Consider the following 19,649-nt stretch of genomic DNA (forward strand, 5'->3'; position numbering starts at 1 on the left):
GTAGCCAAGTACGGACGGGATAAGCGCTGAAAGCATCTAAGCGTGAAGCCCCCCTCAAGATGAGATTTCCCAGTATGTAAGACCCCTTGAAGACGACGAGGTTGATAGGTTCGGGGTGGAAGCACAGTAATGTGTGGAGCTGACGAATACTAATCGGTCGAGGGCTTATCCTAATCGTTTGTGGTTCATACAAGCCACAGACAAGCTAAAGTGAAAAAACAGCTACTTTCGTATCCAGTTTTCAGGGCGCAATTCTTTTCTCTGGATGGACAAGTTCCATCTAGATGAACTCAGTTGCACATGATATTTGGTGATATCATTGCCTGACCTTGCAAGCGACCCCGAGCGCAGCGAGAGACTATTTCGGGGACATGTGGCGGTGTAGCTCAGCTGGCTAGAGCGTACGGTTCATACCCGTGAGGTCGGGGGTTCGATCCCCTTCGCCGCTACCATATGGAGGATTAGCTCAGCTGGGAGAGCATCTGCCTTACAAGCAGAGGGTCGGCGGTTCGATCCCGTCATCCTCCACCATTCAAATCCTGGAGCTGTGGTGTAGAGGCCTAACATGCCTGCCTGTCACGCAGGAGACCGCGGGTTCGAATCCCGTCAGCTCCGCCATTTTTTTCAATAAAGTAAGGCTCGGTAGCTCAGTCGGTAGAGCAGAGGACTGAAAATCCTCGTGTCGGCGGTTCGATTCCGTCCCGAGCCACCACTTTTTTCTGAAGCAATCAGGAAAAAGGTTGTATATGGAGGATTAGCGAAGTGGCCAAACGCGGGAGACTGTAAATCTCTTCCTTCGGGTTCGGTGGTTCAAATCCATCATCCTCCACCATTTTCTTTATGAGAGCCATTAGCTCAGTTGGTAGAGCACCTGACTTTTAATCAGGGTGTCGTAGGTTCGAGTCCTACATGGCTCACCAGTTTTTTTATAAAACTGAAGATGCAAACAGGCAGAGAGTCTTAGCTCTCTTTTTTTGTTTTTTAAAGACTTCCTCGATGAGGGGGTCTTTTTTGTTTTGATCGTGAAAAAATGATTCCGAATGTCTGGCAGACAATCTGGCTAGTCTAAATGCTAACTATAATTTATATGTCCTGATTGAAAAGGATTCCAAGCTTCGTGTAAAGGAGGAATTGGGCCATGAAGAAGATATTAAAGAAACGAGATATCCGAATTCAATGGATCAACGCATTATGTATCATGATGATTGTTGTGTGGTGTATTCCCTTTGAACTAGGACAGGTACACGCAGCGGGAAGCAATCTGTTTGATGGAAAAAGCTATACATTCAGCATGACCGCGAATACGTCTATACCTGACACTCATGGTATGGAACTGACCGATGGGATCACTGCGGCACTGCTGCTTACGGATACACCCATTCCTGCATGTTATGTGACAATGACCATGCCCGGCACGCCAGGCAGTTGGTCTTTCGTGGATGAAAGGAGTGTGCTGGAGACTGAACCGGTGAATACAGGGGTACTTAAATTAAACGGCTCGTTCCTGCAGCCGGAGTTGGGCGATCATTGGAGCCAAGCGCAATGGGAAAAAGAATTTCAATATATGAAGGACGTCGGCATGGATCATCTGATTCTCCAGTGGTCGGCCAATACGGAATTTGGAACAGCCGTTTATCCGACGACAGTAGCCGGTTTGACGCAGAGCTCATCACAAGACGTTGTTGCGAAGGCGTTGCAGATGGGAGAGAAGTATGACTTCGATATTTATATGGGGCTTCAGCTCAATCATGAATGGTTCTCCAACTATACGAACAATGTCGCATGGCTGGAAGAAGAAGCGGACATTGCAGGTGATTTAATTGAGGATTTGTGGAATCAATATGGCAGCTATGACTCCTTCAAGGGCTGGTATTTAAGCTTCGAGGTAGATAATTCGAATTTGCCTGACATCACGTCATGGCAGCGCATGGCGGAATTCTATAACGATGTTACGACTGTAGCCCATACGGTATCGCCAGGGCTTCCGATTATGATCTCGCCGTTTTACAATGTATCCGGCGGGCTTATGCCTTCTGGCTGGGAGACAATGTGGAGCTATATCTTAAGTCATACGGATATTGACATCATTGCTCTGCAGGACGGAATCGGCGCTGGCCATGCGGCTACATCTGATCTGGACAGTTGGTTCGCCGCGACGAAAAGGGCTATTGCGTCTTCAAGTCCGAGTACGGCTCTATGGGCCGACACGGAGACGTTCAATATAGACTTCAGACCAATGGACATGAGGATTATGCTGGACAATATGCTGGTCGTGGAACCGTATGTAAGCCACTATACGAGCTTCAGCTTCAACCATTATATGAGTCCTCAGACTGTAAATCCGCTGTATTATAAGACTTACGCTGACTATCTCGCGACGGGTATGATGGATACGGCAGCCCCGAGAATTCCTACGAGACTAACAGCGAACGTAATCGACTCCATGACCATTCATTTGAACTGGGGTTCATCTACGGATAATACAGGCGTAGTGGGTTATCAGATTTATCGCAATGGCGAGCATGTTCATTCCAGTTATGCAACTGCAGCGAGCTTTGTTGATAAACAGTTAACACCGGGCACTTCTTATACCTATGCCGTCAGAGCATTCGATGCCGCAGGCAATCTGTCGCCGCTGACTGCGGCCGTATCCGCCGCAACCCCGACGCGAATGATCTATCCGAACCTTTGGTAGGTAACGTCGTTCTATGTCTGGTTGCCGAAGGAAGTGCGACTCTCTGCATCCTCAGCCAATGTCAACTTTACGAATGTTGGAACAATCGAGAAGCCTGCGAATAACAGCTCCGATCAGACGGGAAAATATCGTATGAACGAATTGTCAGACGTGACAGGCCTTTATGTCAAGGTCGAAGTCATGCCAGCCAGCAGTGCATGGACGTTCATTGATGAAATCCAAGTTCATAATTAAACGGGTGTACGAGGTCAAAAAAAAGAAGCTGCATAAGAGTCGCTATGACTCGTTATGCAGCTTTTTCTTTCATTACTGTGCAACGCGGCTGCGCAGAACGAGCTCCTCAACCAACTCTTGCACGGAAGCTTGAAGCCGCTCAGCAAGATCCTCAATCACCTCGAACTTCGTTTCGTTGCTTCCGTCTTGGATGCGGTTCACTTGATTATCCGTCGCATAGACGCCTCGGATGAAGTGACGCGCTCCCATGGATGCAAGCACTGGCTTGAGGGAATAATCGATAGACAACAGATGAGCGAGCGTACCACCAATGAAGAGAGGCAATACAAGCTTGCCCTCCAGCCCTTTTTGCGGCAGTAAATCAATATAAGATTTCAAGACGCCGGTAAAGGAAGCCTTGTAGACCGGACTGGCGATAATAACAGCTGCTGCATCCTCAACGAGCTTATTCGCTTCCACAATGGCCGGACTGCCAAAGCGGGAATGGACCAGATCCTCCGCAGGTAAAGTGACAACCGTAATGGTCTTGGAGGGGTAGCCTTGAAGGTCCAGTTCTCTTCGTACGAAATCAATAATGCCGTTCAGCCGCGAAGTTGCGTTCGGACTTCCCGAGATGATGACAATAGAGTTGGACATAAAACATGCATCTCCTTTATAGTAAGCACGTATATACGTATGAGTACGTGATATAGTCGTCTTATCCGATAAGATTTCTCTGCTAGAGAATACCATGAAAGCCTTATTCGGTCAAACGGCAGACAAAGCTGTATTAGGCAGAACGATATGATACAATGACGAAAAAGAGCGCTTATTTTTCATGGGAGTGGAATCGAATGAGCACATATGAATGGTTGAAGCCTCTAGAGAAAATTATGAACAGACCGTTAACGGTAATGACCATCAAAGTGCCGGAATGGAAAGAGATTGCCGATCGGGCGGAAACGGTCTCGGTAGAATCCCCGGATGAAGCCGTGTCGGTAGGAGCTTGGATTGAACACGACAGAAAGCTCTGGATGGTAGCTGAATCGAATGAGAAGCAATTGGCCGTCCTGGAAATGGAAGCGCTTGACCTGGATTTGAAGGACAAGGAATTGATGGGCTGGTCCTTACGTCATGCTGCCAATGGATTGAAGTCGGGATCCGAACAAGGCGCTTCGGAGTCGGAGAAGCTGGCCTTCAAGCTGGGTGAATGGCTTCAGAAGCAGCTCGAAGCAGAGGAGCCTGTCTATTCGCTTCCTGATCTTATGACAGTGGGTAGTCGTTTGTACCATGATATGATCCCGTTTTTGCTAGTAGCCGAGCAGTCTAGTGTCAAACAAGACGTCTATCCGGAGCTAGAGAAGCTGCTTCGCTCTTTCCTGTCCGACGATATCTTGCTCATTCCGCTCAAGAGCCGAGAGTGGCTGATATGGGGGCCATTGTCTCTTCTGAAGGATGAGGATGCAGAGATGCTTGAGCATGCGGAGGAAGAAACGATGGAAGACAGTCTTGCTTCGATCGCCATCGGTCTGCATGAGATGCTGGCAAGCGAATGGCTGGGCGAGTGCCATCTGGCCGTAACGCATCCCATATCTCCGGCAAAAGGAATGGTTGAAGCGGCAATTATGCTGCGTGAGACGATTCATCTGGGCCGCAAGTTTCACATCGGGACTAATATTCATTTGCCATGGATGCTGCAATTGGAGCGGCTCCTTAATGCGATCCCGGAGTCGAACCGTTCCAAGTATTTGGAGCAATCGTTGAAGCGGGCGGATTTGTTCGTAGAAGCGGAGATGCTCAGTACGCTGGAAACCTTCTTCTCCCTGGACTGCAACGTAAGCGAGACGGCGAAGAAGCTGTACATTCACCGCAATACGCTGTTATACCGGCTGGACAAGCTGAAGCAGGAGACAGGTCTTGATGTTAGACAGTTCCGTGATGCCGTTTTGGTAAAGATTATATTGCTATTGTACAAAGTTACGAAAAGAAATTAAATTTTTTGTAAGGTATGTGCATAGTCATCCGCCTCCCTGTGGGATAAGATAGATGCATATCGAAATTCTTTTTTAGGGGGAAATTGATCATGGCAGGCGTACGCTTAGAAGGCATTTACAAAAAATATCCGGGTTCGGACAAAGCATCTGTAACCGATGTAAACCTAGACATCCAGGACAAAGAATTCCTCGTATTGGTCGGACCATCCGGTTGCGGTAAATCGACGACTCTTCGTATGATCGCGGGTCTTGAAGAAATCTCGGAAGGTAAATTGTTCATCGGCGACCGTCTTGTGAACGACGTTGCTCCTAAAGATCGCGATATCGCGATGGTATTCCAATCCTATGCCTTGTATCCGCACATGAACGTGTACCAAAACATGGCATTCGGTCTTAAACTTCGTAAATTCAAAAAAGCAGACATCGACAAACGTGTTCGTGAAGCTGCTAAAATTCTTGATATCGAGCATTTGCTTGACCGTAAACCAAAAGCACTTTCCGGTGGTCAGCGTCAGCGCGTAGCCTTGGGCCGTGCGATCGTTCGTGAGCCTCAAGTATTCTTGATGGACGAACCGCTTTCCAACCTTGATGCTAAGCTTCGTGGCCAAATGCGCGCGGAAATCAGCAAACTGACAAAGCGTCTGGAAACAACGACAATCTACGTAACGCATGACCAGATCGAAGCCATGACAATGGGTGATCGTATCGTCGTTATGAAAGACGGCTTCATTCAACAAACAGATTCTCCGGAGCAACTGTACAACAATCCGAAGAACATTTTTGTTGCTGGTTTCATCGGCGCTCCATCCATGAACTTCATTACGGGCACTATTTCTGAGCAAGGCGGCGCAGTTCGCTTCAAAGCTCCAGGTGTTGACGTTTCCGTACCAGAAGGCAAAGCGGCTACGCTTCGCTCCAAGGGCTACATCGGCAAAGAATTGATCATGGGCGTACGTCCTGAGGACATTCATGAAGAGCCTGTATTCCTGGAAGCATCCCCTAACTCGATCGTGAACGCGAACGTTGAGGTTGCTGAGAATCTTGGTCACGAAATGTATCTGTACCTGAACGGTATTGGTTCCGACACAGTTATCGCACGCGTAGACGGCCGATCCGGAATTCGTGATGGCGCAAGCGTGAAACTGGCTCTTGATATGAACAAGGTTCACCTGTTCGACAAAGAGACTGAACTGAACATTTTTGATAACTAATAGCCTAATATACCAAGGAGTCTCCGGTTCATTCCGGAGGCTCTTTTTTATTTTTTTTCGATAAAGCAAAACCGTTTGCGGAGTTGAACGGTCTAATACATACGACAAGATGGAAATCGGCAGGAGTGGAGGGAAGAAATGGGGAGTGAAGGACGCAATGGCGCGGACCTGCGTAAGGATGATGTCGCGTTATTGGAGCGAATACAGAAGGAAAAGAACAAGATGTATGGCATCGCTTATGCGTATATGCGCAATGAGACGGATGCGCTTGAAGCGGTGCAGGAGACAGTATGCCGCGTCTGGGTGAAACGGCGCAGCTTGCGGAATGAGCAATATTTTGCAACGTGGATGATACGAATATTGATCAATGTCTGTATGAATGAACGGAAAAAAAGGGATCGGGAGCGGCCATCACCTGCGGAGAGATTGGAGAGGACAACGGATACCGATCGACTGATTGAGTCAATCGGAATGGCGGAGCAGATTGCCAAGCTTCCTTCGCAGTACCGGATGATTGTTGTGCTGAAGTATTACAGAGATATGACCATTACAGAGATAGCAGATTTGCTTGAGAAGCCGGATGGCACCATCCGGACATGGCTGCACAAGGCATTGAAGCAATTGCGGCAGGATATGGAACAGGGGAAGGAGGGGAGAGCGCATGAGCGAGTCGTGGAAGAAGGATGGGGAAGAGGTTAAGGGCGAAGAGTCACTTGCTTCGATGAAGGAGGCTGAGGTCCACGGACACAGCTTGCAGGAATCGTTGGAGAGAAACGATGAGCTGGCATTTGAACCAGAGTTTGTCGAGCTGCTGGACAGTCTTAGGAGTGATCGCCAACGAGTAGAGGGGAAGATGGCGCTGAATAGCGAATCTGACCTAGACTCTCGGTTGGATCTTGCTTTAAGTAATGGTTACACAAGCGGACGCAGACGAAGTGTCTCCGCTCGGAGGAAGAGAATCAGTCTGCGAACGGGTATCGCGGCAATCAGTCTGATGCTTCTGCTAACGGCCTTCGTGCGAATCTCTCCGACTTTCGCAGCGATCGTGAAGGACATTCCCGGATTTGGTCGCTTTGTGGAATTGGTATCCTACGACAGCTCTTTAAAGACCGCTTTAGACCATGAGTATTTTCAGCTCGTGAATCAATCGGATGAGAAAAATGGTTATAAATTTACCGTTAATGGTGTGCTTGCCGATTCGGAACGGATTGTTCTCCTGTACACGGCGGAAGGTCCGGGAATAACGGAAGAGGATACAACCTTTCTGGCTTATAAGCTGAAAGACCAAAACGGAGCGGATCTTCAAGCGATGTCCTCAAGCGCTCATTTTTTCCGTGATGCGACCCAAAGAGAAGGAGTTCTGCAAGATTATCTCGACATTCGATTTGCACCCGGAGAGACCATACCTCAGGAGCTGGGTGTTATGATGCAACTAGGGGACGAATGGCTGGAAGTAAAGGTTCCAATCGATCATGAGAAATTTGCTGAGCTGGAAGAAACGCAGGAGTTGAACGAAACGATTGAGGTAGCGGGTCAGAGGATTACGATCACGAAGGTCAGAATTACACCGCTTCAGGTCACTGTAGACTTCAAGGAAGATCCGCTCAACACGAAGGAACTCATTGACCTAATAGATGTAAGACTGATAGATGATAAGGGAAGAAGCTATACTTCATCGACCGGCATGGGAAGCTTGGAGAATTCAATGAGAAAGTATTACCAGCTTAACAGTTTCCAGAAGATCAAGTCCTTGACGCTTGTGGCAACAGGAGTTTTTATGAATGATCGCAATATGAAGGTTGTGATCGATACGGAGAAGAAGCAACTGATCAGCGCGCCTGACGAGAGGCTCTCTCTGGGAGAGGTTATACAATGGGAGGATGGAGTCGATCTCAAATTTGAGTTGCTGCTGGATGCTCCGGCTCCCGGAGCCAGTTATGGCGGATTTATGTTATTCGAATATGGAGGTTTGTTCCGCGATGCTTCAGGGAATAGCTATCAAATTAACTATGGGGATACTCATGGGCAAAATTATGTAGCCATTCGAGTCAGTGAAGAGCACACGGGTTTTTATTACTTCCATATTCCTAACGAAGACTATGTTCAGCCGCTGACATTAGATGTGAAGCAATATTATGGTTATGCTCTTCAAGATATATCCGTCCGAATTAAATAAAGGAAAGGCGCCAAGCAGCGGGAAACGTTGCGTTCGGCGTCTTTTTGCATTACGATGAAGACATTGGAAATATTCATGTACATACGGACAGATCATAGCTTGTACGCGCAGATGAAGGGGGTCCATACCGTGCCGAAAAAAGTGAAAGTTTCTGAACTCGTCCGGCAGTTCCAGCTGGAAATTATAGCAGGTGAGGACGGACTTAAACGCAACATAACAGTAGACGACTTGTACCGTCCGGGCCTTGAGATGGCGGGTTACTTCCATTACTTCCCGAGCGAGCGGGTACAGCTTTTGGGACGTACGGAAATCTCGTTCCTTAATATGCTGGATAGCGAGGAGAGGAAGAACCGCATGGTGCGTCTGTGCAACGAGGACACGCCGTGCATTATTCTGACACGCGGACTGGAAGCTCCCAAAGAGTTAATTGAGCAGTCCAATGCGATGCAAGTGCCTGTGCTGCGCAGCAATACAGCAACTACGATTCTTTCCAGCCGCATTACGGACTTCCTGGAGCATAAGCTTGCCCCGACGGCTACTATTCATGGAGTTTTGGTCGATGTATACGGCGTAGGCATGCTGATTACAGGCGGAAGCGGCATCGGTAAGAGCGAGACGGCATTGGAGCTGGTGAAGCGAAGCCACCGTCTGATTGCGGACGATGCGGTCGAAATTCGTCAAACCTCCGACGGACAATTGCACGGGACGGCCCCTGAGCTGATTCGCCATTTGCTTGAAATCCGCGGTCTAGGCATCATTAACGTGATGACGCTATTCGGAGCGGGTGCTGTCCGTACACAGAAGCGGATCGGTCTTGTAATCAAGCTGGAGAATTGGCAGCAGGATAAGCAGTATGACCGCTTGGGCCTTGATGAAGAGGTAACGCGCATCATCGATACAGACATACCGCTCGTTACTATTCCGGTTCGTCCGGGACGAAATTTGGCCGTTATTATCGAAGTAGCCGCCATGAACTTCCGTTTGAAGCGGATGGGCTATAATGCTGCCCTGCAATTCACAAACAAACTCACCGAGACGATAGCCGATGATATGGATGATTACGACTGAAGATAAGGTTTTCGCAAGTACGCTAATTATGGAATGAGGGAGTAGATCAAACCAATGGATACGTTCGCGATTAATCCAGTTCTATTCGAGATCGGCAGCTTCTCAATCAAATGGTACGGCCTAATATTAGGTTTGGGCGCGCTGGCGGGTCTGATGCTCGCCGTGCAGGAAGGCAAGAGGTTCGGCATCAAGCCGGATTTCTTCATGGACTTGCTCTTGCTTGGAGCGCCATCGGCTATTATTGTGGCGCGTATTTATTACGTAGCGTTCAAGTGGGAAGATTATAAGGACAATCCGCTTAGTGTGTTTAAAATATGGGAGGGCGGTATCGCCATCTATGGCGCCATTATCGGGGCTTTCATATGCGGTATTATTTATGCAAGATATAAAGGTTACCGCTTCTTAAGAATTGCGGACATTGCTGTTCCTTCCATTCTGGTAGGACAAATGATTGGCCGCTGGGGCAACTTCATGAACCAAGAGGCATACGGCGGACCTGTTAGCGAAGACTTCCTTCGCAATACGCTGCATATTCCGTCCTTTATCGTGAACCATATGTTTATTGTAGATTCCGCGATTCCGGAAGGCGCATTCCGTCACCCGGCGTTTCTCTATGAATCGCTATGGAGCTTAGTGGGACTAGCTGTCTTATTTATTATTCGTCGTCAGAAGTTTATTCGCGTCGGTGAAATGACAGCTGCTTACTTCATCTGGTATTCCATTGGCCGCTTCTTTATTGAAGCACTTCGTACAGACAGCCTAGCCTTTATGGGACCAAGCTGGTTGGCTTCTATGATGAACGGGCTATGGGCACCAATGAGCGGACTATTCGATAAAGGGTTCCTGGATCCGGCGTACGGCAATATCCGGATATCGCAATTGCTGGCTCTCCTGTTGATTATCGCAGCGATCATATTCATTATTGTACGACGCGTGACCGGAAAAGCGGATGTGCGCTACTCTGATCCGATTGTAACGACGAAGCCGGAGCGTAACGGATTAACAGCAGATGGACAAGAGATCGCAGCTGAAGCGGGCGCAGGCAAAGATAAGAAATAAATGAACGGTTTGAGGGATAGCTTAGGAGGCAAGTCAACATGAATGGAATTCGTACGATGTTATTCGATCTGGACGGCACGATTCTGGATACGAATGAGCTTATTATCCGTTCTTTTCTGGAGTCGCTGAAGGGTTATGTGCCTGAAGATTTCGGCAGGGATCATATCATCCCCAGCATGGGGCTTAAATTGTCTGATCAGATGAAGCTGTTCTCGGGATTGGACGATGTAGAGCATCTTGTGAAGGCGTACCGTGACGTCAATTTGAGGCTGCACGATGATTTGGTCCAAGCTTTCGCTTATGTGAATGAGGTGCTGGAGAGGCTTCATCGCGAAGGTGTACAGATCGGTATTGTAACGACAAAGATGAGGCTTACGACAGAAAGGGGCCTCAAGTTCGTCGGCATCTACGATTATATTGATGCCATTGTGACGATCGATGATGTTACGCATGCTAAACCGCATCCGGAGCCGGTACTGAAAGCGATGGAGCTGCTGAAGGCGGAGCCTGCTACAACGATGATGGTCGGCGACAGCACGGTCGACATTCAGTCTGCAGTTGCAGCTGGAGCGATTGGTGTCGGCGTCGCATGGTCGCTTAAGGGAGGCCAGATTCTGAGGGATGCCGGTGCATCGTATGTCATTGATGATATGCGGGAGCTGTATGCTTTTACGGGATCGGAGCTGGGGACGCTTGAGAGACGTTGAACGTTACCCCGTTGAGGGGCCGAATGCCCTATGGCAGGTCTACTCAACTGTAAGCAGAATAAAGGCGGTACGAAATTTCATATTCATTCAATTGGCTCGATATTGTCCCGTGCTGCCCTGGAAAAATTGGATTTACCGCCGTGTGCTGGGGATGAGGGTCGGCGAGCATACGGCTTTTGCCTTGATGGTTATGGTGGACGTATTTTTCCCGGAGCGAATTACGGTAGGGAACAATTCGATTATCGGGTATAATACGACGATTCTGACGCATGAATATTTGATCAAAGAATATCGGCTCGGCCATGTACATATCGGCGATCATGTCATGATTGGCGCGAACACGACCATTCTCCCCGGTGTCACCATTGGTGATCATGCTGTTGTCGCAGCGGGTTCAGTCGTTCATAAGGATGTGCCGCCCCATGCTTTTGTTGGCGGTAATCCGATGAGGCTGATCGAGCGCAGTTCTGACTCCTAGTCATTTTTGTGCGGTGATATCCGCAATATATCATAAGAGTGATTCAGCAGCAGGGATGTCCTTCATGCGGGGTGCGAACGGCGAAGCAGACGCTGAACGCAGTCGCAGGAGGATGTCCTTTTTTTCTATGAAAGAGGATGATTCTTCTATTAAATAGTAGGGGATCTGCCGATACAAGGAGAAGCTGGGTCAACAGGTCACGAATTGGGGCTGTGACGGCTTGACGGAAGAGCGTTAATCATGCTACGATAACGACTAATATCTTTATTTTGGTAGTATGGTAACACTTTAAATCACTAAAGCATTAATGAAGGAGAACGGTTATGTCTAAACCAAAGATGTTCGAGAAGCCAACTGGCGCTAAGGACTATTTGCCGGAGGCGGTTCGCAAGCTTCGTCATATCGAGCGCGAAGCGCTGGCCTGCATGCGCGGCTGGGGCTATGAACAAATTATTACGCCAACGATGGAATATTACGATACGGTGGGGGCAGCGAGCTCCACATCTGACCATAAATTATATAAGCTGCTCAATAACCGCGGAACGACGCTGGTCCTGCGCTCCGATATGACGTCCCCTATTGCGAGGGTCGTCTCTTCGCTGCTTAAGGAATCTGAATTCCCTCTGAGATTGTCCTATCATTCCAATGTATTCCGTTCCATTGAAGAAGAAGCTGGGCGGGAGGTCGAGTTTTTCCAGACGGGTGTAGAGCTTGTGGGCGATTCCTCTGCGGAGGCTGATGCCGAAGTTGTCGCTTTGGCCATCGCTTCGCTAAAGGCTGCTGGCGTGGAACGCTTCAAGATAGCCATCGGTCATGTTGGGTTCTTGAACGGCTTGCTCGGAGAAGCATTGCCAAATCGTACGGAAGAGCAAGAACTGCTCAAATCATGCCTGCTTGGGCGTGATTATGTAGGCTACCGCGATCAACTGCGGAAGCTGTCGCTGGAGGAGCCGGTACGAAGTGAGCTTGAAGGCATCTTAAGATTGCGCGGAGGCGGAGAAATCTGCGATCAGGCGCTGCAACTGAGTTTGGATGAGACAGCAAGGGAGTCGATCAGCCATCTGTGCGAAATCTGGGATGCACTGAAGGCCTATGGAGTCAGCGAGCATGTCTTGATTGATTTGACGATGATTGGTGACTTCTCTTATTACACGGGTATGACCTTTGAAGGGTATGCTGCTGATCTAGGCTTCCCTGTTGTAAGCGGAGGCCGTTATGATAATCTGCTGGCTCAGTTCGGACGTCCTGCCGGCGCGACAGGCTTTGCGCTGAAGACGACGAGAGTGCTTGAGCTTCTGGGTGCGGAGAATGACAATGAAGAAGAGCGCACGCTCATCGTATACGATTCAACCGGTCGTGATGAAGCGCTGGCGGAGGCACAGCGGCTTCGCGGAGAAGGGGCGCTTGTTGTAACCGTAAGAGAGGACTCGCTCTCGAATGAGCTGCAGGAGGCGGCTCATTCCGATCACTTCGAATATAAAGGGCTTCGATATACTAATCTTTTGGTTTATCTAGCAGGCCAAGGGACGAATGGGGGCAGCGCAACATGAACAGCGATAAGGAAATATTGAAGGTTGCGATGCCGAAGGGCAGAATTTACAAGCAAGCGCTCAAGCTGTTCCGTGAAGCGGGCATTCCGATTCCGGGCGACTTCGACGATACGCGCAAGCTGATTATTGAACAGCCGGAAGCGAAGATGGAATTTATTATGGCGAAGCCGGTCGATGTGCCGACGTTCGTGGAATACGGCGTAGCCGATATTGGCATTGTCGGTAAAGACGTCTTGATGGAAGAAGACAAGGATGTCTATGAGCTTCTTGATCTGGGCATTGCTAAGTGCCGGATGTCCGTTATCGGGCTCCCGGACTGGAAGCCGACGATTCAGCCTCGCGTGGCGACGAAATACCCAAGCGTAGCATCCGCTTACTTCCGTGAGCAGGGACAGCAGGTTGAGGTTATCAAGCTGAACGGATCAATTGAGCTTGCGCCGCTGATCGGATTGGCTGATCGGATCGTCGATATGGTGGAGACGGGGCAGACGCTGAGAGAGAACGGACTTATTGAGATGGAGACGATCTTCGGTATTACGAGCCGGCTCATTGCCAATCGGGTGAGCTACCGAATGAAGAACGATAGCATTCAGAGCCTGTGCGACAGATTGCAGGAGACGATTGCAACGAAGGGTTAATTGGAGTGAATGATTGGCAGACGTTTCGCCTAGTTCTTCGTGAGTCGGAGGGATCGCTGGGTTGTCAGCTTGAAGATAGAGCAAGATGCGCGGCAACTGAGCGCAGGGAGAGGAGAGACGGAACATGCGTATTATGCGTGCAGAGCAATTTGGATTGAAGCGTGAAGTGGAATACGGTACGCCGGAGCAGAATGAAAGTGCGCTGCGAATTGTGGCAGAAGTGAAGGCGGAAGGCGATGCAGCTTTGCTGCGCTACACGGAGCAGCATGACAAAGTGAAGCTGGATGCTTCTTTGCTGCGTGTGACGCAGGAGGAGATTGAGGCGGCTTACGACCGTGTTGATGCCCTTTTCCTGACAGCATTGCGCGAAGCAGCCGTCAATATCCGCCGATTCCATGAGAAGCAATTGCGCAATTCATGGACGGACCTTCAGCCCGACGGGACAATGCTGGGACAAATTATGCGTCCTCTGAAACGCGTTGGCGTCTATGTGCCAGGCGGCAAAGCGGCATACCCTTCGTCTGTGCTGATGAATGTGATTCCGGCTCAAGTGGCAGGTGTACCTGAGATCGTCATGGTGACGCCGCCGGCTACAGGGGGCAAGGAAGGCATCGACCCTTATATTCTGGTCGCCGCTGCTGAAGCGGGAGTGAAGGAGCTGTATCGCGTCGGCGGGGCGCAAGCGATTGCGGCTCTTGCTTACGGGACGGAGACGATTGCTCCGGTTGATAAAATATGCGGACCCGGCAACATCTACGTGGCACTGGCGAAGCGCGCCGTATTCGGTGCTGTCGATATCGACAGCATTGCAGGGCCGAGTGAAATCGTCGTGCTGGCAGATGAAGCGGCGAATCCGGCCTATATTGCAGCCGATCTGCTGTCCCAAGCGGAGCATGACGAGATGGCTTCATCTATATTGGTGACTCCGTCGGAGTCACTAGCTCAAGCGGTAGCGGAAGAGGTGGAACGTCAGTTGTCTACGCTGCCGAGAGAAGACATCGCAAGAAGCTCTATTGACCATTACGGTGCGATCTTGCTGGTGGATTCGATTAGAGCGGGTATTGATGTGGTGAATCAGTTAGCTCCGGAGCATCTGGAGGTGCTGATCGAGGAGCCGATGAGGGTGTTGGGCTTAATTGAGAATGCGGGAGCAATCTTCCTGGGGCCTTATAGCTCAGAACCGGTAGGCGATTATTTTGCGGGACCGAATCACATTATTCCGACGAACGGTACGGCTCGTTTTTCCTCGCCGGTGAACGTGGACGACTTTATGAAGAAATCGAGCTTAATCTACTATAGCAAAGAAGCTCTGATGAAAAACGGCGAGAACATTATGACGCTGGCTCGTCACGAAGGGCTGGAAGGTCACGCCAGAGCGATTCAGGTGCGTCTGGATCATGAGAACGACACGAGGTAGCTCGGAATTAGAGAACAGGTTGCTGGCGTACGGCTAGCTTTTTGAACGCAAGCGTTAAATGAAGGAACCCATAGATGGAGGTAGGAGTTACAATGACAGAACAAGCGGTGCGCGAGGCTTCGGTTGCGCGGAAGACGAATGAAACGGATATTAAGCTCAAATTTGCGGTGGACGGTACAGGACAATCTCAGCTGGAGACGGATGTTCCGTTCCTGAACCATATGCTCGATCTATTCGCCAAGCACGGACAATTCGATCTAACGGTCGATGCGAAAGGCGATATTGAGATCGATGATCATCATACGGTAGAGGATATCGGCATTTGCCTGGGTCAGACGCTTCGCGAGGCGCTGGGCGACAAGCGCGGAATCAAGCGTTACGCCAGTGTATTCGTGCCGATGGACGAGGCATTGGCACAGGTCGTGATCGACGTGAGCAACCGGCCGCACTTTGAATACCGCGCGCAATATCCATCTGCTCAGGTAGGGAGCTTCTCTACCGAGCTTGTTCATGAGTTTCTATGGAAGCTTGCGCTGGAGTCGCGCATTACGCTGCATGTCATTGTGCACTATGGCCAAAACACGCATCATATGATCGAAGCCATATTCAAGGCTCTGGGCAGAGCGCTTGACGAGGCGACCAGCATTGATCCTCGCGTACAAGGAGTGCCTTCGACGAAGGGAGTGCTGTAGGATGATCGCCATTATTGACTACGGCATGGGAAATCTCCACAGTGTGAGCAAAGCTGTAGAGCGTCTCGGTTATGAAGCGGTCGTAACGGCCGATCCCCAGCAAATTGTGGAGGCCGACGGCGCGATTCTGCCGGGTGTGGGCGCATTTGGCGACGCTATGGCGAACTTGCGCGATACCGGACTGGATGAAGTTGTGAAATTGTACGCGGCCTCCGGCAAGCCGATTCTTGGTATTTGTCTGGGCATGCAGTTGCTGTTCAGCGAGAGCGAGGAGTATGGCAAAAACGAAGGTCTCGGATTGCTTCCCGGTGAAGTCATCCGATTCAGCGGCGACTTCAAGATTCCGCATATGGGTTGGAACAAGTTGAGCTTTCTGCAAGGGAATTCCCCGTTATTCCGCGGACTTGAGGGAGGACATGTCTATTTCGTTCACTCCTTCCACGCGAAGACGGGCTTGGCGTCCGACTTGCTGGCAACGACAGATTATTATGGGCCGGTTACTGCAATCGTAGGCCGCGGCAACGTATATGGCATGCAGTTCCACCCGGAGAAAAGCGGAGACTTGGGTATGGCTCTGCTGGGCAACTTCCTCGCATTGTCGGGAAGCGGCAAGCCGCAGACGGCAATGGCCTGATCAGGAGAGGGGAGAGAGAACATGCTGGCAAAACGAATTATTCCTTGTCTGGATGTGAAGGACGGCCGCGTCGTGAAAGGCGTGAATTTCGTGAATCTTCGCGATGCGGGAGATCCGGTAGAGCTCGCGGCGACTTATGATCGCGAGGGTGCAGATGAGCTTGTGTTTCTGGACATCTCAGCCTCCGTTGAAGGCAGGGCGACGATGATTGAGGTGGTGAAGCGTACGGCTGGGGAGATTACGATTCCTTTCACCGTAGGCGGGGGCATCTCGCATGTCGATGATATGACCAGACTGCTGCGCGCTGGTGCGGACAAGATCGGCATTAATACGGCAGCCATTAAAAATAAATCGCTTGTATCCGATGGCGCTCGCCGATTCGGCTCGCAATGTATTGTAGTAGCCATTGATGCCAAGTTCAATTCCGAATGGGGCGAGTGGGAAGTCTACACGCATGGCGGCCGTCAATCGACGGGCATTCGTGCGCTGGAATGGGCTCGCGAGGCGGAGAAGCTGGGAGCGGGCGAGCTGTTGCTGACGAGCATGGACGCGGACGGTACGAAGGACGGCTTCGATGTGAAGCTGACCGCAGCTGTATCTAATTCCGTAGGCATTCCGGTTATAGCATCCGGCGGGGCGGGACTGATTCAGCACTTCCATGAAGTGTTCGAGGAAGCGCGCGCAGATGCGGCTCTCGCGGCAACGATATTCCACTACAAGGAAATGACGATACAAGAAGTGAAGGAAGATCTGCGCAAGAAGGGAGTCGAGGTCAGATAATGGGAACGTTAGAGATTCAGGAACAGATTAAGTGGGATGCTGATGGCCTCGTACCGGCAGTTGTACAGGATGCGCAAAGCAAAGAAGTGCTTATGCTTGCTTACATGAACCGGGAGTCGCTTCAGCGCTCTATTACATCGGGGACAACGTGGTTCTGGAGCCGCTCGCGAGGCGAACTCTGGAATAAAGGCGCGACGAGCGGGCATACACAAGGGATCGTCTCCATGGCCTATGACTGTGACGGCGATACCTTGCTGGTCCGCGTGAATCAGCATGGGCCGGCTTGTCACACAGGCAGCTATAGCTGTTTCTTCAATTCCATTGCCGTTGAGGGCGACGGGGCCAAAGAAGGCGTGGAACCGGCTGCTGACCGATTCGGTATCTTGGGTCGTCTGGAAGGTGTCATTGCGCAGCGTTATGCGGAGCGTCCGTCCGGCACATACACGACGTATCTCTTCGACAAAGGCGTCGACAAAATCCTGAAAAAAGTAGGAGAAGAATCCGCCGAAGTCATCATCGCGGCCAAAAATAAAGACAACGACGAGCTGCGCAGCGAGGCAGGCGACTTGCTCTTCCATCTCATGGTGCTGCTCCGTGAAAGGGGACTTCCGCTTGATGCTATCATGTCCGAGCTGGAGAACCGCCACGGCAAACCAACGACGAATAAAATGCGGTAAATGTCGGAAGTCATGACTTTGTCGAAAAATAGTAGCAATACCTTTTTGAATTATCGGTAAATCAATGTATAATAGGACAAGTAAGAATGATGGAATGATTAAAGTTTTAAATTATTTGGTTGAAACGCTCAGGAGGGTATCATGTTAAGCGACAAGGTGCGTATTTTTTCGGGTTCGTCAAATCCGGTATTGGCTCAGAAAATTAGCAGCGATCTGGGGCTGAACCTAGGTGCAATCAAGCTGTCCCGTTTCAAGAGCGGCGAGATCTATGTCCACTACGAAGAAACGATACGGAATTGCGATGTGTTTCTGGTTCAATCGTTCTCGCATCCCATTAACGAGCACTTCGTTGAATTGCTTGTCATGATTGATGCAGCGAAACGCGCTTCCGCAAGAACAATTAACATTATCATGCCGTACTATGGATATGCGCGCCAGGAACGCAAGGCAGCTCCAAGGGAGCCGATCTCGGCGAAAATGCTGGCAGATGTGTTGACGACAGTAGGCGCAACGCGCGTCATTACGATCGATCTGCATGCTCCGGCTATTCAAGGCTTCTTCAATATTCCGGTAGACCACATGACGGCGCTGGATCTGATCAGCGACTATCTGAAGTCCAAGAACATTAAGAACCCGGTTGTCGTTTCACCGGACGCAGGCCGTGCATCCACGGCGGAGAAGCTGGCCAATTACCTGGACACTTCGTTTGCCATTATGATCAAGAAACGCCCAGCCCACAATGAATCGTCCATTACACACGTCATCGGCGATGTTGCAGGCCAGACACCGATTATTATTGAAGATCTGATTGATACGGGCAATACGATTGTTAATGTTGTCGAGGGCTTGAAAGAAAGAGGCGCTGAGGATGTATACGTCTGCGCGACGCACCCGCTCTTCTCAGGAACCGCAATTGAGCGTTTAGATCATCCCAATATTAAAGAAGTGATCGTAACCGACTCCATCATGTTGCCGGAGACGACGCCGGAACGCTTCAAGATCCTGTCGGTCGCGCCTCTTTTAGCGGAAGCGACACGCATTATTTTGGACGGCGGATCGATTAGTACGCTGTTCAAAAACAAAGGCGTATAGCGCTTATCTGCACCGTAATTGCATAGGAATGAAGAGAGAATCGCGGGCGGCCCTTGCTGTCCGCGATCTTTTCGACTTTCGGGATATCCAATAATCTTACGTGTTGAGTTCCGTGGGGCTATGGTATAATCTTAAAAACCGATACAGGTGTGTTTTTTGCTGTTGTAGCCGAAGATGTACGTTATCGTGCGCAAAGGTTTGCGCTCCGCTGCTGCCCTATGCTTTCCAAGCAATCACAGAAAACCAGCAGCAACTTTTTTGCAGTTGCCCTATTGCATGTCATCGGACATGGAAAGCATATACTTTTCGAAGGATACGCTATATAGATCGATAAAGCTCTACAAAGATAAATAGAGCAAGGCTTGAAATTGCGTTGTGCATGCGCAAAACATGACGATGGCCGCCAGGTGGTTGTGCTTGTCTCCTGCAGGAGCGTGCGCTACACTCTAGGGTTGTTTTGCTCATGCAGAACGTAATTTAACGATAACGAATAGAAACACAGGCTGTTTTGCTTCAGCGAAACCATGCCAGAACGTACAATTGTGGTTTGCACAAGCAAAACATACAG

General features: G+C 50.0%; 18 protein-coding genes, 6 tRNA genes and 1 rRNA gene. 24 read left to right on the forward strand and 1 reads right to left on the reverse strand.

The window, feature by feature from the left end:
- The 8 genes from DX130_RS16340 to DX130_RS16375 form a co-directional block, all read left to right on the forward strand.
- A 23S ribosomal RNA gene (locus DX130_RS16340) occupies positions 1-173 on the forward strand; the annotation flags it as partial.
- Positions 174-375: 202 nt separating this feature from the next.
- Positions 376-452, forward strand: a tRNA-Met gene (locus DX130_RS16345).
- A 3-nt stretch (positions 453-455) separates the two neighbouring features.
- Positions 456-531 (forward strand) — tRNA-Val (locus tag DX130_RS16350).
- A gap of 10 nt (positions 532-541) precedes the next feature.
- Positions 542-618 (forward strand) — tRNA-Asp (locus DX130_RS16355).
- Between the two features lie 18 nt (positions 619-636).
- Positions 637-712: transfer RNA gene (locus DX130_RS16360), tRNA-Phe, on the forward strand.
- A 36-nt stretch (positions 713-748) separates the two neighbouring features.
- A tRNA-Tyr gene (locus DX130_RS16365) sits at positions 749-832 on the forward strand.
- A 12-nt stretch (positions 833-844) separates the two neighbouring features.
- Positions 845-920, forward strand: a tRNA-Lys gene (locus tag DX130_RS16370).
- A 218-nt stretch (positions 921-1,138) separates the two neighbouring features.
- Positions 1,139-2,695: a DUF4434 domain-containing protein gene (locus tag DX130_RS16375; protein WP_116047257.1), complete on the forward strand. Its 1,557-nt coding sequence runs from the start codon at positions 1,139-1,141 to the stop codon at positions 2,693-2,695.
- Between the two features lie 306 nt (positions 2,696-3,001).
- Here the strand turns inward: DX130_RS16375 and ssuE are convergent, their stop codons facing one another.
- Positions 3,002-3,565 carry an NADPH-dependent FMN reductase gene (gene ssuE, locus DX130_RS16385; RefSeq protein ID WP_116047260.1) on the reverse strand — a complete coding sequence of 188 codons (564 nt, stop codon included), beginning with the start codon at positions 3,563-3,565 and terminating at the stop codon, positions 3,002-3,004.
- A gap of 197 nt (positions 3,566-3,762) precedes the next feature.
- Between ssuE and DX130_RS16390 the strand changes: the two genes are divergently transcribed.
- From DX130_RS16390 to DX130_RS16465, 16 genes are all read left to right on the forward strand, one after another.
- Complete coding sequence (locus tag DX130_RS16390; RefSeq protein WP_116047262.1) at positions 3,763-4,902, forward strand: PucR family transcriptional regulator; 1,140 nt, start codon at positions 3,763-3,765, stop codon at positions 4,900-4,902.
- Positions 4,903-4,991: 89 nt separating this feature from the next.
- On the forward strand, positions 4,992-6,113 hold the full coding sequence (locus DX130_RS16395; protein WP_116047264.1) for an ABC transporter ATP-binding protein: 1,122 nt from the start codon (positions 4,992-4,994) through the stop codon (positions 6,111-6,113).
- Positions 6,114-6,251: 138 nt separating this feature from the next.
- Positions 6,252-6,812, forward strand: coding sequence for a sigma-70 family RNA polymerase sigma factor (locus DX130_RS16400; protein WP_116047266.1), 561 nt, complete (start codon positions 6,252-6,254; stop codon positions 6,810-6,812).
- The gene (locus tag DX130_RS16405; RefSeq protein WP_116047268.1) at positions 6,775-8,289 is read left to right on the forward strand and encodes a DUF4179 domain-containing protein; all 1,515 of its coding nucleotides are present in this window, start codon (positions 6,775-6,777) and stop codon (positions 8,287-8,289) included. The genes DX130_RS16400 and DX130_RS16405 overlap by 38 nt, the downstream gene beginning before the upstream one ends.
- Before the next feature lie 129 nt (positions 8,290-8,418).
- Entirely contained in the window at positions 8,419-9,357 is a 939-nt protein-coding gene (gene hprK / locus DX130_RS16410; protein WP_116047270.1) for an HPr(Ser) kinase/phosphatase, read from the forward strand.
- Positions 9,358-9,411: 54 nt separating this feature from the next.
- Entirely contained in the window at positions 9,412-10,416 is a 1,005-nt protein-coding gene (gene lgt / locus DX130_RS16415) for a prolipoprotein diacylglyceryl transferase (RefSeq protein WP_116047272.1), read from the forward strand.
- Positions 10,417-10,454: 38 nt separating this feature from the next.
- Positions 10,455-11,123, forward strand: a complete 669-nt coding sequence (gene ppaX / locus DX130_RS16420) for a pyrophosphatase PpaX (protein WP_116047273.1) — start codon at positions 10,455-10,457, stop codon at positions 11,121-11,123.
- Positions 11,110-11,601: an acyltransferase gene (locus DX130_RS16425; RefSeq protein WP_206098836.1), complete on the forward strand. Its 492-nt coding sequence runs from the start codon at positions 11,110-11,112 to the stop codon at positions 11,599-11,601. The genes ppaX and DX130_RS16425 overlap by 14 nt, the downstream gene beginning before the upstream one ends.
- A gap of 323 nt (positions 11,602-11,924) precedes the next feature.
- Positions 11,925-13,151, forward strand: a complete 1,227-nt coding sequence (locus tag DX130_RS16430; protein ID WP_116047277.1) for an ATP phosphoribosyltransferase regulatory subunit — start codon at positions 11,925-11,927, stop codon at positions 13,149-13,151.
- Positions 13,148-13,789, forward strand: a complete 642-nt coding sequence (gene hisG, locus DX130_RS16435; RefSeq protein ID WP_116047278.1) for an ATP phosphoribosyltransferase — start codon at positions 13,148-13,150, stop codon at positions 13,787-13,789. Before DX130_RS16430 ends, hisG begins: the two co-directional genes overlap by 4 nt.
- Positions 13,790-13,913: 124 nt before the next feature.
- Complete coding sequence (gene hisD, locus DX130_RS16440) at positions 13,914-15,206, forward strand: histidinol dehydrogenase (RefSeq protein WP_116047280.1); 1,293 nt, start codon at positions 13,914-13,916, stop codon at positions 15,204-15,206.
- A gap of 92 nt (positions 15,207-15,298) precedes the next feature.
- Positions 15,299-15,898, forward strand: a complete 600-nt coding sequence (gene hisB / locus DX130_RS16445; RefSeq protein ID WP_116047282.1) for an imidazoleglycerol-phosphate dehydratase HisB — start codon at positions 15,299-15,301, stop codon at positions 15,896-15,898.
- 1 nt (position 15,899) lies between these two features.
- The gene (gene hisH / locus DX130_RS16450) at positions 15,900-16,532 is read left to right on the forward strand and encodes an imidazole glycerol phosphate synthase subunit HisH (protein WP_116047284.1); all 633 of its coding nucleotides are present in this window, start codon (positions 15,900-15,902) and stop codon (positions 16,530-16,532) included.
- Positions 16,533-16,553: 21 nt separating this feature from the next.
- Positions 16,554-17,312: an imidazole glycerol phosphate synthase subunit HisF gene (gene hisF, locus DX130_RS16455; protein ID WP_116047286.1), complete on the forward strand. Its 759-nt coding sequence runs from the start codon at positions 16,554-16,556 to the stop codon at positions 17,310-17,312.
- Entirely contained in the window at positions 17,312-17,989 is a 678-nt protein-coding gene (gene hisIE / locus DX130_RS16460) for a bifunctional phosphoribosyl-AMP cyclohydrolase/phosphoribosyl-ATP diphosphatase HisIE (protein WP_116047288.1), read from the forward strand. The genes hisF and hisIE overlap by 1 nt, the downstream gene beginning before the upstream one ends.
- Positions 17,990-18,130: 141 nt before the next feature.
- Complete coding sequence (locus tag DX130_RS16465) at positions 18,131-19,081, forward strand: ribose-phosphate diphosphokinase (RefSeq protein WP_116047289.1); 951 nt, start codon at positions 18,131-18,133, stop codon at positions 19,079-19,081.
- Positions 19,082-19,649: the final 568 nt, after the last annotated feature.

Origin of the sequence: Paenibacillus paeoniae, from assembly GCF_003388735.1 — a bacterium.
Lineage (GTDB): Bacteria > Bacillota > Bacilli > Paenibacillales > Paenibacillaceae > Pristimantibacillus > Pristimantibacillus paeoniae.

Coding starts and splice junctions, on each gene's coding strand:
- DX130_RS16375 (WP_116047257.1), top strand. CDS start 1,139: ATGAAGAAGATATTAAAGAAACGAGATATCCGAATTCAATGGATCAAC.
- ssuE (WP_116047260.1), bottom strand. CDS start 3,565: ATGTCCAACTCTATTGTCATCATCTCGGGAAGTCCGAACGCAACTTCG.
- DX130_RS16390 (WP_116047262.1), top strand. CDS start 3,763: ATGAGCACATATGAATGGTTGAAGCCTCTAGAGAAAATTATGAACAGA.
- DX130_RS16395 (WP_116047264.1), top strand. CDS start 4,992: ATGGCAGGCGTACGCTTAGAAGGCATTTACAAAAAATATCCGGGTTCG.
- DX130_RS16400 (WP_116047266.1), top strand. CDS start 6,252: ATGGGGAGTGAAGGACGCAATGGCGCGGACCTGCGTAAGGATGATGTC.
- DX130_RS16405 (WP_116047268.1), top strand. CDS start 6,775: ATGAGCGAGTCGTGGAAGAAGGATGGGGAAGAGGTTAAGGGCGAAGAG.
- lgt (WP_116047272.1), top strand. CDS start 9,412: ATGGATACGTTCGCGATTAATCCAGTTCTATTCGAGATCGGCAGCTTC.
- ppaX (WP_116047273.1), top strand. CDS start 10,455: ATGAATGGAATTCGTACGATGTTATTCGATCTGGACGGCACGATTCTG.
- DX130_RS16430 (WP_116047277.1), top strand. CDS start 11,925: ATGTCTAAACCAAAGATGTTCGAGAAGCCAACTGGCGCTAAGGACTAT.
- hisG (WP_116047278.1), top strand. CDS start 13,148: ATGAACAGCGATAAGGAAATATTGAAGGTTGCGATGCCGAAGGGCAGA.
- hisD (WP_116047280.1), top strand. CDS start 13,914: ATGCGTATTATGCGTGCAGAGCAATTTGGATTGAAGCGTGAAGTGGAA.
- hisB (WP_116047282.1), top strand. CDS start 15,299: ATGACAGAACAAGCGGTGCGCGAGGCTTCGGTTGCGCGGAAGACGAAT.
- hisH (WP_116047284.1), top strand. CDS start 15,900: ATGATCGCCATTATTGACTACGGCATGGGAAATCTCCACAGTGTGAGC.
- hisF (WP_116047286.1), top strand. CDS start 16,554: ATGCTGGCAAAACGAATTATTCCTTGTCTGGATGTGAAGGACGGCCGC.
- hisIE (WP_116047288.1), top strand. CDS start 17,312: ATGGGAACGTTAGAGATTCAGGAACAGATTAAGTGGGATGCTGATGGC.
- DX130_RS16465 (WP_116047289.1), top strand. CDS start 18,131: ATGTTAAGCGACAAGGTGCGTATTTTTTCGGGTTCGTCAAATCCGGTA.